10 protein-coding genes and 1 tRNA gene are annotated in these 12,689 nt (G+C 38.9%); 3 read left to right on the top strand and 8 right to left on the bottom strand.

The window, feature by feature from the left end; genetic code table 11:
• The coding region (locus tag BUA53_RS21000) for a transposase (RefSeq protein WP_139256358.1) at positions 1–379 on the top strand (379 nt) is incomplete at its 5' end.
• Positions 380–488: 109 nt separating this feature from the next.
• Here the strand turns inward: BUA53_RS21000 and BUA53_RS21190 are convergent.
• From BUA53_RS21190 to BUA53_RS07205, 3 genes are all read right to left on the bottom strand, one after another.
• Entirely contained in the window at positions 489–629 is a 141-nt protein-coding gene (locus tag BUA53_RS21190) for a hypothetical protein (RefSeq protein WP_175546029.1), read from the bottom strand.
• A gap of 474 nt (positions 630–1,103) precedes the next feature.
• Positions 1,104–3,008, bottom strand: a complete 1,905-nt coding sequence (locus BUA53_RS07210) for an N-acetylmuramoyl-L-alanine amidase (protein ID WP_072834671.1) — start codon at positions 3,006–3,008, stop codon at positions 1,104–1,106.
• Entirely contained in the window at positions 3,005–3,367 is a 363-nt protein-coding gene (locus tag BUA53_RS07205) for a BlaI/MecI/CopY family transcriptional regulator (protein ID WP_217652948.1), read from the bottom strand. The genes BUA53_RS07210 and BUA53_RS07205 overlap by 4 nt, the downstream gene beginning before the upstream one ends.
• 125 nt (positions 3,368–3,492) lie before the next feature.
• Here BUA53_RS07205 and BUA53_RS07200 point away from each other — a divergent pair, with 125 nt between their 5' ends.
• Complete coding sequence (locus BUA53_RS07200; protein WP_072834669.1) at positions 3,493–4,179, top strand: cell division ATP-binding protein FtsE; 687 nt, start codon at positions 3,493–3,495, stop codon at positions 4,177–4,179.
• Here the strand turns inward: BUA53_RS07200 and BUA53_RS07195 are convergent.
• The 5 genes from BUA53_RS07195 to BUA53_RS07175 form a co-directional block, all read right to left on the bottom strand.
• Complete coding sequence (locus BUA53_RS07195) at positions 4,163–5,275, bottom strand: glycosyltransferase (protein ID WP_072834668.1); 1,113 nt, start codon at positions 5,273–5,275, stop codon at positions 4,163–4,165. The two genes, BUA53_RS07200 and BUA53_RS07195, sit on opposite strands and share 17 nt — an antisense overlap.
• A complete protein-coding gene (locus BUA53_RS07190; RefSeq protein ID WP_245793049.1) occupies positions 5,268–6,362 on the bottom strand; it encodes a glycosyltransferase in 1,095 nt (364 codons plus the stop codon). The genes BUA53_RS07195 and BUA53_RS07190 overlap by 8 nt, the downstream gene beginning before the upstream one ends.
• Entirely contained in the window at positions 6,359–7,375 is a 1,017-nt protein-coding gene (locus tag BUA53_RS07185) for a Gfo/Idh/MocA family protein (protein ID WP_072834667.1), read from the bottom strand. The genes BUA53_RS07190 and BUA53_RS07185 overlap by 4 nt, the downstream gene beginning before the upstream one ends.
• Positions 7,376–7,443: 68 nt before the next feature.
• Positions 7,444–10,044, bottom strand: a complete 2,601-nt coding sequence (locus BUA53_RS07180) for a TonB-dependent receptor domain-containing protein (RefSeq protein ID WP_072834666.1) — start codon at positions 10,042–10,044, stop codon at positions 7,444–7,446.
• A 143-nt stretch (positions 10,045–10,187) separates the two neighbouring features.
• A tRNA-His gene (locus BUA53_RS07175) sits at positions 10,188–10,261 on the bottom strand.
• 274 nt (positions 10,262–10,535) lie between these two features.
• On the opposite strand from BUA53_RS07175, the gene BUA53_RS07170 reads away from it, so the two are divergent.
• Positions 10,536–12,680, top strand: a complete 2,145-nt coding sequence (locus tag BUA53_RS07170; RefSeq protein WP_072834698.1) for a carboxy terminal-processing peptidase — start codon at positions 10,536–10,538, stop codon at positions 12,678–12,680.
• The last annotated feature ends 9 nt before the right edge of the window (positions 12,681–12,689 follow it).

The following is a 12,689-nucleotide window of genomic DNA, read 5'->3' as shown; positions in this document are numbered from 1 at the left end:
AAGTATTAAAGGCGTTGGTAAAGTTCTTTCTTTAGAAACAATCATTAAAACCAGGAACTTTTCACGCTTTAAAAATGCAAGAAAGTTTGCATGCTATTGTGGCACTGCGCCATTCCCTTGTGAGTCAGGAACCAGCCTTAAAATGAAAACTAAAGTTGATTCACATGCTGACAAGCGCATGAAAACATTGCTTGATCTTTCTGCAAAAACTGCTATTCAACATGACAAAGAACTAAGAGAATATTATTTAAAACGATTGGAAAAGGGTAAATCAAAAATGAGTACTATTAATATCGTTCGAAATAAGATCTTATATCGAATGTTTGCTGTAGTAAAGCGTCAAACACCATTTGTTGAGAACAATGTAAAAGCTGATTAGAAACTTTTTTTGGCAGTATCTATACCTTAGAATACGCAAAGATGAATACCAATCAAGCACGCCTGCACCCAATAGTGCCTCTCTGGCCTAAGAAACTACAAACTACACACTACAAACTACAAACTTCCTTAAACAGCATGTTTAAGGAGAAACACATTCTTACCAGGTAGCCCCATAACTGATCATAATAAAAGTTGGTGTCTCCATCCACTGTTCCTGTTGCCTTAATGTATCCTGTTTGCTTAGCCATATGATATTAGATTTTATAGCTGCAAGTTTTTGAAAATCCATGTCAGTTCGAAACCACCATGTCCGTTTTGGCCGCTTTTGGCCGATTTGACCGATAATGACCGCTTTTGGCCGGAAGGGAAGAGAGTCGGGAGTCTTGAGTCTGGAGTCGGGAGCCGAGGAATACAGGCACGTAATGGTAGCCTTAGGGCAGGCAACTTGCTACCAAAGCCCTATCTCCGGTATAGATACTGCGTGATCATCACGCAGTATCTATACCGGAGCTATACAGTTGATGGGGAGTAGATGGGGAGTACCCATAGAGAAGCCCGGCAGAAAATGAATAAATGGGTTGGCGAAGAACGGGAGAAAGCACAATGAGTAAATAAAATGGGGACTTCTATTTAAGCCCCCTTTTATAAACTTGTGTGATGATCTTCCGTTATTTAAACTTCTATCCAGATCAAAGACAAACGATTCGTATTGACAATAAAAATTAATTCGTTTTGGGAATGGTGTCGAATATGTTTTGGCGGTCGCCAGGTTTGGTTATAATCTCAATTACGCCATTTTTTCCTTTTTCTCCATATTTAGCGATGGCTGGCTTGTCTTTAAGCACATTAACTGACTGTATCATTGTAGGGTCAAGCTTATCAAGGGTGCCATTGAATTCTTTTCCATCAACATAAATAAGAGGCTTATCTTTTCCACGAATGTTGATGGGTGTGTCTTTTTCAGTATGAAAATCTTCCTTAGTCTCGAAATTCTTTTCTTTGATAAGTTTTCTTTGCCTGGCCTGCTCTATGGTTAAAGTTTCGCGGGTACCATCTTTGTAATCAATGGTTATCAATCCTTTGTTTTTATCGACATTCACTGAATTGATATCTACAGCTTTCTTATTAGGCAATGTGTCAGATAGGGTAGTATAAGAGCCTTTTTCAGTAGAGGCCGCATATCTTTCTACCGCCTTAAGGATCTTTCTGGCTACTAATTCCTGGTTCGCTTCATTGGTAATAAATTCCCTGTCTTTTTTATCTGTGATGTAACCACATTCGACCAACACTGAAGGACATATATTTTTGTCTACTACCCAAATACCAACGGCGCGCTTGATCAATTCAGGTGTGGTCGGGTATATGGAGGTTAATTCTTCTTTGATCACAGAACCTAATAACTCACTTTGATGCTGGAAGGGGGTGTTTTTATTTGAAACATAAACTTCCATGCCGTTACCGGTTTTATCGTTTTCTGCTGCAGCTACATGTAGTGAAATAAACAGGTCGGCATTGTTTTCTTTTGCCAAATCCACTCTTTTGTGAAGTTCTATGATGTTGTCATCTGTCCTGGTTAAAACGATATTTATTTTGGAGTTGGCATTGATGGACTTGATCTTTTTGGCAATGGCTAATACAATAGCATCTTCATAAATATTATTGCTGGAAGCACCTGATAAATGCCCATTGGTCATTTTTCCATGGCCTGCATCTATTACTATTGTAATAGGTTTTTCAAGGTGTGCGACAGATACAGTTTTGAAGCTGAAGGCTAATACTATACAAGCTATCAGGGGTAGTGCCAGTATACGGCTAAAATAAGTAATACGGGGGTTCTGAATTTTGGTAAGCATAAGGAGTCTTCGTTTTATAGATGATTGAAAAAAGGCATTGGTAAGCTGGCTGAAATGGTGCGGATAACTTGCCTGCAGTATCATGGCTGCCAGTGTAGCTGTATCATGTTGTTTAACAGCTTTTTGATCTGCTATGAATTCGTGGATCATTTGCAATTCTTTCCTGATCAGCCAAAAAAATGGATTGCACCAAAACACTATCAGTATAAGCTGTAGAAATAATTTATCCAAACTATGAGCTTCTTTTACATGCACCAGTTCATGTTGGAAAATTTGCTGGCCCGTTGGTGTGTTGATATCAATATCCTCGTTCCAAAGAATATAATTAAAAAATGAAAAAGGGGTTCCGGGCTCACGGGTAGAGATGAATTTGATCCGGTTAACCTGGCTGATAGTATGCCTGCGAATAAGGGCAACTATTTTCGACAAGGAAACAAAGGCACCAATAAGGATAATGACAGAAATGAAGCAATAGAGCAGGCCAAACCACTGTTCTGTACTGAATAACTTATTTTGACTACCCGATAATTCCTGCATATAGACATCTGCCGACTGCACTGCTTTTAATAAACGGATGGCATTATTTGGTTCATCCTGGTAATGGTACCAGGTAAATTGCAGGCAGGGGAGAGCAAGGGACAAGATGACAATAGCCAATAAATAAAAGCGGTTCCATTGATGAAAAACTTTATTGCGCAGGGCCATATGGTAATAGGCAAATAATAGCCCTGAACAAATAATAACCTTCAATAAATAATAGGCAAGGGCTATCATTTTTTTCCTTTTTTGAGTTGTTGTAATAGGGTTTCAAGGTCCTCAACACTGATACTGTTTTCTTTTACCATAAAAGAAACAGCATCGCTAAACGAACCACCAAAATAGCTTTTTACCAGTGACCTGATTGATGCTTTTGAATAGCTATCCTTGCTTACTAATGGATGGTATTGGTGCTGTCTTCCAAATATCCTGATGCCGACAAATTCTTTTTCAATTAAAATTTTAAGCAGTGTGGCTATTGTGTTCTGGTGTGGCCTGGGAGGTGGCATGGCATCCATTATATCGCGTATGAAGCCTTCTTTAAGCTTCCAGAGCACCTGCATCACCTGTTCTTCTGCTTTGGTTAATGTTTTCATTTGAATAATTATGGCGTTAAGTTATAACTAATTATTTAGTTTAACAACTAAAAACTTAGTTTATAAAATTATTGGCTTGGTGCATGGTCATTCTTATGTTATTTTGCACCAATTAAATTTGAGGAATGGCAGAGAGCATAATAGATATACGAAATGCCAATATTTACCAGGGCGATAATCTTATATTACAGGATGTCAATCTTACAGTAAATAAAGGTGAGTTCGTTTACCTGGTAGGTAAAACCGGTACTGGTAAGTCAAGTTTATTGAAAACCCTGTATGGTGAGCTGCCATTAAAAGAAGGACAGGCAACTGTTGTGGGTTATGATATAAAAACGCTGACCTGGAAAACTGTTCCTTACTTAAGAAGAAATATGGGAGTGGTATTCCAGGATTTTCAATTACTGACCGACAGGAATGTAAATGATAACCTCAAGTTTGTTTTGAAAGCGATAGGATGGAAAGATGAAAAACTGATGAATGAGAAGATCGCTGATGTTCTGGATAAGGTAGGGCTTCGTTCCAAGGGTTTTAAAATGCCTTACGAAATGAGTGGTGGAGAGCAGCAACGTGTAGATATTGCCAGGGCGTTATTAAATTCACCTAAATTGATATTGGCTGATGAACCAACAGGAAACCTTGATCCGGAAACATCTGATGAGATCATGAACCTTTTGATACATATAGCAAAGGATTATGGCACTGCTGTTGTTATGGCCACCCATGACTATATTGTTATTCAAAAGTTCCCTGCCAGGATGGTGAAAACAGAATCTGGAAGGGTTTATGACAACGCTACCATATTGCACTAAGCTTTAACGCATTGGTTTGATTGTTATACAATTCTTTGATGGACTGCCTTTCAGTGATCTGCTCTTCTTCAAAAGGCTTTTCAAATAAAGTAATAATTGTATTCCGGAAGTCTTCTGCAGTTTCTGCTGTATAGACTGATGTATTAATGCCTGTTCCTTTTATCCCCTGGTTATTAGTAATGCAGAACCGGCCATAGAATAGTGCATGTAACAACTTCAGTTTTACCCCGGTATTATTAAAGGAAGGAAGAACATTGATATGAGCATCTTTTATCAATGCGTCCAGTTCATTGGAAGGAGGTTGAAAGATAAGCCGTATGTTATTTTTTTTCCTTGCCAGCTTTTGCAGTTTCCCGGATATTCCTTTCCCTGCTATCACCAATGGAATATTTATTTGGTTAAAAACATTGTTGATCAACCATTCTGCAGCTATTTCGTTTTCAATGATACCCATATTACCATGATACAAACAATATTCTCCTTTGCCCGGGAGAGATTTTATTTCCTGCCAGGGTAAAAAACAAGGGATGAAATGAGTATTACTAAATCCCTGCTGCTTAAAGATGCCCAGGTCATTATTTGATAACACGGCCAGTTTAAGATGGTGGTCCAGTTTGTGTTGAAAGCGATTGATCCTTCCTGACTCAATTAAATAGTAGCTCTTGCGCAGCCAATTGGGTTCATTCAAGGCAAGGGCGCTATAATAAGCAGCTTCTTCATTATGCATTCTCAGCACTACACGTGATGGTTGCCTTAGGTATGGAATAATACCAGCGCAATGAAGGCCTTCCAGTAATATGGGATAGTTATCCTGGTTAATCTTATTGATCAACGCTTTATTGATTCTTGAAGTAGTGATATAAGGGTTGAAAATTGAAAGAGAGCTTAAGTATTTGCTTCTTTGATAAGCATTTATTTCAAGACAATACTTTTCAAGTCCCTCTACATTGCGATGCTCTTTATAATTGAAGTAATGCAAACTGATCTTCTTTCCCAGTTCTGCCATGGCCTTCACTTTGTAGTACATGTCAATAGCTCCACCATAATCCGGGGGCGATGGAGCATCAAGGCAAACTATGTGCAGGTTGTCATTCATTGGCAAAGATTTGGTTGTAATAAGCAACCAGTTTCTGTTCTTCAAATTGCCAGCAAAAAACTTCACGTGCCTGCATACAATTTGCTTCCATTTCTTTTAATAAGGCATCATTCTCCATAATTGAGTTAATGGTATTACTGATGTCTTTAGGCGAAAGGGAATCTATCAAAACTGCAATTTTAAATTGATGGTTTATTTTTTCATATTCGGGAAATCTCATGGCAATCTGTGGTAATCCACCATGCATGTAATCAAAAAACTTATTGGGAAGTGCCATGTATTGGTTCAGGCCTTCTTTTTCACTAATGGCAATACCAAGGGAAGCTTTCTGAGTATAAAGCGGGAGATCTCCAGGCAGTACCATTCCTTTTAATTCAATCTTGTCCTGCACCTGGTGTTTACTTATCACTTGTTTCAACTCAGTCATAAAATTTCCATCACCACAAATTACCAGTTTGTAGGGCACGCTCTTCATGGCTGGAATAAGGAATTCAAATCCACGGCCATGATTTACCGCTCCCTGGTATAAGATGGTTTTTTCTTTGGGCAGGTGCTGGTTATTTTTATTCAATACAGGGAGATTCCTGATAACCAGGTAATCCCGTTGGTATTTATGGTGAAAAGCTTCGGCAAGTCCATTGCTTACTGTGTAGCCCCATTTAAACTTAGGTACAGAAAATCTCTCAACAGCCCGCCAGGTTTTTTGCACCATTGGTCTTGTGTGTACTTCCTTTAACTCAGTAAAATATTCATGGGCATCATATATCCTTATAGTGTTTTTCAAACCAGATATAAACAGGCAGGGTAGGATGGTATCCAGGTCAATGGCACATATTGCATCCATTTTAACTGAGAGCAGGTAAAAGAAAAGCCGGGTATTGTATTCCAGGTAAAACAAGAACCCCTTATTAAAAAAACAACGGAGCCTTTTTTGTTTGTAGGTTCTTTTATCTAAAGGACGAGAGTTAGTTAATTGTCTGCCAATCAATGTTACATCAAAGCTATTATTGGCCAGGGACGTACATATTCTTTGCATACGCTGATCGTAAGTCAGGTCATTTGTTACAGTAAAGAATATGCGTTTCAAGATTGGAAAGATATGGTTGTTATGGCTTTATAAATTTTTTCTATAGCTTCTACGGTCCTCAATCCATCAAAAGCATTGGCAAAATCATTCTCTTTATTTTCAAGTGCGTATATCAAATGGTCGTATACTTCCTTATGGTTGCTCATTGATCCTTTATAAGATGTGTACTCATTAGAAGGTCTGCCGGAGCTATTAAACTCATTTTCATTTTCCAGGGATTGATATTGTATTTCATTTAAGTATTCGCCACCCAGCCGGATGGTACCTTTTTCCGCAACAATAGTAAGGGCGATCTCATGGTTTTTTTTATACGTGTTTACAGACCAGTGAAAACTTCCCATGATTCCTTCGTTCATATATAGTGCTGCTACCCCGGTATCTTCAAATTCCATCCCTAGCTTTTGAGCTGGTTTTCCGCTAAATCCTTTTGCCTCTGTTATTCCTCCAAATAATGACACGATGGTATCGATATAATGGCTGAATTGGGTATAAAGTGTGCCGCCATCGGGAAATGATTTGCCATGCCAATCCAGGTAATATTCTACCGGCCGGTTCCATAAGCAACTTAAATGAAAACTGTAAACCTTACCGAGTTTTCCTTCGTCCAATAATTTCTTTACCTGGATAAGAAGAGGGTTATACCTGTTAGATTTGACAACAAACAGGTGTTTGCGGCAAAATTTTTCTGTTTCAATCATCTGCCAGGCGGCTGCACTAGTCAGGCATAAAGGTTTTTCACACAAAACATGTTTGCCTGCCTGCAATGATTTAATAGCATGTTCGGCATGAAAACCATTGGGAGTGCATACTGATATAATATCTATTTCGTTTTCTGCCAGTAAAAGTGCATCAATAGAATAATAGGCTTTGCATTTGAATTCCTTTGCCAGCAGGTCTGCCTTTTCAGGGACTATATCACAAACAGCTTTTAAATGACCTATCCTTTGAATATTCTCTGTATGTCTCCTGGATATACGTCCGCAGCCAATGAGGGCAAATTGATACATAGGCATCAAAAATAATTAGTATAAAATAAAAAGCTCTCCTTTTGGGGAGAGCTTTCAAAACTATATTGATGTAATTACATGTTCATATTGCCCATATCAACATTGTTTTCTGCTTTTGTATTCTTGCGTTTGAATAGGTTGGCATCAAACTTACCAAAACGGTAGTTGAAGTTTAGCCTGAATATCTGCGGATCTCTTCTTCTGACTATATCCTGCACAAAGAATGTGGATTCCGAGTGTGCATCATACTTACGTGTACGCAGGATATCATTTACATTCAGTGAAAGCGATGCTTTCTTGTCCTTCAGGAAGTCAAATTTTATTGCAGCATCTACGCCATAATTAGGACGTATATAGCCCTGGGAAGCTGTATTGTTGCCTCCAAACATACCGCCACCGCCAAATCCACGACCACCACCACCTGGTGAAGAAATAATCTTGGACTGGTAGTCGCCAGAAAGCTGGAAAGAAAAGTTCTTAGGTAGTTTAAAAGTGTTATTAAGCTTTACAAAATAGCTTGGAAACTGTTCAGGACTTGGCTGGTTGTCAATGCTGACTTTAGCAGTAAACAGGTTTACGTTAGAGGTAAGATCCCACCAATTGGTCATTTTGTTCCTTGCTGTAAGTTCAAGACCCGTAATATACATGCGGTTAGCATTGATATAAGTGTTAACCACACCATACTTACTAATGCTCGTATCAATTTTCTGGAACCTGGTGATCAGGTCATTGGTGTTTTTAAAATAAGCTGAGGCAATAAAGTTATCCCTGTTCTTAAATGTCTTTGAATAGGACAGTTCAAAGGAGTTGGTAAATTCCGGTTGCAGGGCAGGGTTACCAACACTGACGTTAAGCAGGTCGCTGGAATCTATAAAAGGAAATAACTGGAACACATTAGGACGGTTGATCCTACGGCTGTAATTGAACTGAATTTCATCAGTTTCAGTCAGCTTTTGTGAAAGGAACATGCTTGGGAAGAAACTGATAGGAAAGTTGATCCTGAAAGTTTGATTCTTTGTTGGAATGTCTCCGGTATAATCAGACCTCTCTGCTCTTAGTCCTAACTGGTAGCCAAAATTTTTAATGCGATTAGAAAAGTTTGCATAAGCTGCATAAACATTGTCCTTATTATTATAAATAGTATTAAGGGAAGTTGGCTTTAGCTCTCCATTAATGGTCCTGGTATAGAACTGGTTGAAATTGTTGCTTTGACGCATAGATGCTCTTAACCCAACTTCAATTTTGGAATTGGCTGAAATAGGGTTTGCATAATCTGTTTGCAATACCCAGCTTTCATTATTTCCCCCACCTAATTGTATCTGCTGGTATGTTTTATTGAAAACATTTCCAGGCATGGCATAATAGTTAGTGTTGGTGTTATTCTCGCTTGTACTTTTCCCCTTGTCATAGGTGGCATCAGCTGTCAGTTCATGGCCTGTTTGAGGGAAATTATGTTTATAACTAAACTGGGCTCTTGAATTATTGAAAGTATAATCAGTATTAGAGATCCGGTGCTGGTAAGAGCTGCCATATCCCATATTATCAGCCAGTGAATCAATATTGATATCACTTGTTTGATTAGGTGACATTTTACCTTTCATAAGGGTACCACTTACCGTAAAAGTATTACGGTTGTCAATGAAATAGTCAATGCCAGCCCTACCAAAGCGGAACTGTCCTGTTCCACCTGAATTGTCATTTTGGGTAAAATGGGTGCTGCTATCATTGTTACCAAAGTTGGTTCTGTCAGTAAAGCCTGTACTAATGGATTTTCTCTGGAAAAGATTTCCGCTACCAAAAATGTTGATCTTATTTTGACGAAGATTAATATCAGCGCCTCCGCCTACACGGCCACGGCTATCGGCATTTATACGAACATTACCGCTATAGCCCACACGCCTGTTCTTCTTCATTACTATATTAAGTATTCCGGCAGTACCTCCGGAAGCATCAAATTTTGCAGAAGGATTGGTAATAATCTCTACGCTTTCAATAGCATCAGCTGGTATCTGTTCTAATGTTAAGTTGGTTGGACGACCGTCCACAAATATTTGGGGAGTATTATTTCTTAAAGTGACATTTCCATCAATGTCCACATTAACAGATGGAACATTCTTCATCACGTCTACTGCAGTTCCGCCTGCAGATGTAATATTCTTTTCTACATTAAATATTTTGCGGTCAATACCCATCTGCAATAGTGGCTTGGAAGCGGTAACTGTTACCGAGCCCAGAACATTTTCATCTATCTGCATTTTGATATTTCCCAGATCTTTATCCAGTGCGCCCAGCATTGCAGCCGGATCATTGCCCATGGCATTTTTATTGGGCATTTCAAAGGCAACAGGCATATTCAATTCTTTAAATCCAATGCCGGTGATCTTTAATTTGTATTTTCCAAAAACCGGTACGTTTTCTATGCTGAAGTCACCAACTGAACTGGTTAACATACCACCAATAATAATTTCTTTTGGTTTTTTAGTTGCGCTATCCATTTTAGTGGTCACCAGCGTAACAGACACTGCTTCCAGGCCTTTGTTTGCTGCATCAACCACTTTACCATAAAATCGTCCTGCAGGAGCCTGGCCATTTCCTCTCATTTGCCCTCCAGGCATTTGTGAAAATGATTGCAATGAAATAAATCCTAACAGTAATAAAATATAAAACTTTCTCATGTATTGTTAATTGCGATGCAAAGGTAGATGGCAATACTGCGGGTAGTTGATTAATTAACCTTATTTAACATTAAACTGTTTAAAAGGTTGATAGGCAATATCAATGGCAAATAAAAAGGCCTCCTGTTGCCAGGAGGCCTTTGGGTGACTGAGGGGTCTCGAACCCCCGACCCTCAGAACCACAATCTGATGCTCTAACCAACTGAGCTACAGCCACCGTGTGGGCTGCAAAAATAATGAATTGAAGTTGATATTCTGCTTCTACTTATTCAAAATATTTCTGTTTTTTCAATGGCACATTTATTTTATTATTTGTTATTTATATTACCGCGGGAAGCTATTCGAACCAATGAATTATTTTTCTGATCATTTGGCTACGGAATATTTCCGCTTGTCAAAAACGTTTGTTAAAGGGATAAACTATAGTAACAGAGCATTTTATTTAGACTAAATTTGGTACTATGCCTAAGGCACTTAAATACATGTTAGATATGAAAAGACTTCCAATATTAATTGTGATGATTGTCGCCGGGGTATTCCTTGCGTTCAATACAATGGGAAAAACCAATGCTAAGATCCCGCCCTCCAAGTATGAAAAGATCCTGCAGATAGTAGGAGAAATATTGAGCCAGGGCCATTATAGCCCCAAGGATATCAATGATGACTTTTCCAAAAAGGTATTCACTAAGTACTTCGAAGAACTGGACCCAGATAAAAATATATTCCTTCAAAGTGATATTACATCTTTAGATAAATATTCCACCCGTATAGACGACGAGATCAAAGGTGCTCCCGTTCAGTTCTTTTTAGAGGCCGGTAAAATTTTTAATAAAAGGGCAGAGGAAGCCACTGCTGTTTATAAGGAGATATTATCTAAGCCTTTTGATTTTTCTGTTAACGAAACTATCGTTACAGACCCTAAAAAAGTAAATTTTGCTTCTTCTGTCACTGAACGGAAGGAACAATGGCGTAAGCGTTTAAAATACCTTGCCTTACAGCGTTTTGTTGACCTGCAGGATGCAAGGGCAAGCAATAAGGGAAAAGAAGGATTTGTTGTAAAAACAGATGCAGAACTGGAAAAGGAAGCAAGGGATAAGGTTAAAACTACAATGGACCGCATTTTTGACAGGTACCGTTTGAAGTTTAATGACGACGAAAAGTTCAGTGTTTATGTGAACACCATTACTTCAATGATGGATCCGTACACAGAGTTTTTCCCACCGGTTGATAAAAGATATTTTGATGAGCAGCTCAGCGGTTCATTTTACGGTATAGGTGCTCAGCTTACTTATGAAGAAGGCAATATTAAAATAGCAAGTGTACTTCCCGGCGGCCCTGCACAGAAATCTGGCGAGGTGGAAGCAGGTGATATAATTGTGAAGGTGGCCCAGGGTAAGGAAACTCCTGTTGAGCTGACGGGTTATGATGTAACTGATGCAGTTAAGGTGATTCGCGGGCAAAAGGGTACCGAGGTGAAATTGACCCTCCGTAAAAAAGATGGCACTTTAAAGCCCGTTTCGCTGATCAGGGATAAAATCGTACAGGATGAAAGCTATGTTCGCAGTGCGGTGATCAACCAGGGTACTTCTAAAATTGGTTATATTTTCCTGCCTGAGTTTTATGCAAATTTTGATGATCCCAACGATCCTCACAGGAGCTCTGCTGATGTTGCCAAAGAAGTACAAAAGCTAAAAGATGATAAGGTAGACGGTATAGTAATAGATCTGCGCAATAATGGAGGTGGATCGCTTTATGATGTGATCCAGATAGCAGGCTTGTTCATTGACCAGGGACCAGTAGTGCAGGTAAAAGACAGGGAAGGACAGCCACAGGTAATGCGTGATAAGGATGGAGGCGTATTATATGATGGCCCGCTTGCTGTAATGGTAAATGAATTTAGTGCTTCAGCTTCAGAGATATTTGCTGCTGCAATACAGGATTATGGCAGGGGTGTGATCATTGGAAGTACAAGCACATATGGTAAAGGAACTGTGCAGCGCCCAATCGGCCTTGATCCTACATCTAACTTCCTGGCTACCAATTCAGATCTTGGATCTTTAAAACTGACACTGCAGAAGTTTTACCGTATTAGCGGAGGCTCTACCCAATTAAAAGGAGTAGTTCCAGACTTAGTGATACCTGATTATTACGAGTATTTGAAAATGCGTGAAAGGGATAATAACAATGCTTTGCCATGGGATGAAATCTCTAAAGCTTCTTATAAGTTATGGCAACCTGGTTATGACCTTCAAACTATTAAAACACTTGGCTCTGCAAGGATTGCCAATGATTCAGTTTTCCAATTGATCAGGAAAGAAACCAATATGTTGGCCCAGCAGGATGATAAGGTATATCCATTGCAAATAGATCAATTCCGTAAGGAGCAAAAGATCACACGTGATGCTGTAAAAGAAATAGAAAAGCTGGTTAAAATGGATAAGAATATGCAGGTATCCTTTTTAAAGCAGGATGAACAACGGTATGTATCAGCTGATAAGGATAAAACAGAAAGATATAAGCAGTGGTTGAACAACGTTAGTAAAGATGTGTATGTTGACCAGGCTGTAAAGGTTATCAATGATATAGTAAACCAACAGAATATTGCTAAAGGAAAAACAGCCCAGAAGACTTTCTGATAGGCTGTT

The sequence above is a fragment of the Flavisolibacter ginsengisoli DSM 18119 genome, from assembly GCF_900129295.1.
GTDB lineage: Bacteria > Bacteroidota > Bacteroidia > Chitinophagales > Chitinophagaceae > Flavisolibacter > Flavisolibacter ginsengisoli.
Note: the sequence above shows the minus strand (reverse complement) of the source record. Positions and strands in the feature narration are given on the sequence as shown.

What these genes read in the sequence shown, in the direction of transcription:
- BUA53_RS07170 (WP_072834698.1), top strand. Translation starts at nt 10,536, where the DNA reads ATGAAAAGACTTCCAATATTAATTGTGATGATTGTCGCCGGGGTATTC.
- BUA53_RS07195 (WP_072834668.1), bottom strand. Translation starts at nt 5,275, where the DNA reads ATGAATGACAACCTGCACATAGTTTGCCTTGATGCTCCATCGCCCCCG.
- BUA53_RS07200 (WP_072834669.1), top strand. Translation starts at nt 3,493, where the DNA reads ATGGCAGAGAGCATAATAGATATACGAAATGCCAATATTTACCAGGGC.
- BUA53_RS07180 (WP_072834666.1), bottom strand. Translation starts at nt 10,044, where the DNA reads ATGAGAAAGTTTTATATTTTATTACTGTTAGGATTTATTTCATTGCAA.
- BUA53_RS07205 (WP_217652948.1), bottom strand. Translation starts at nt 3,367, where the DNA reads ATGAAAACATTAACCAAAGCAGAAGAACAGGTGATGCAGGTGCTCTGG.
- BUA53_RS07185 (WP_072834667.1), bottom strand. Translation starts at nt 7,375, where the DNA reads ATGCCTATGTATCAATTTGCCCTCATTGGCTGCGGACGTATATCCAGG.
- BUA53_RS07210 (WP_072834671.1), bottom strand. Translation starts at nt 3,008, where the DNA reads ATGATAGCCCTTGCCTATTATTTATTGAAGGTTATTATTTGTTCAGGG.
- BUA53_RS21190 (WP_175546029.1), bottom strand. Translation starts at nt 629, where the DNA reads ATGGCTAAGCAAACAGGATACATTAAGGCAACAGGAACAGTGGATGGA.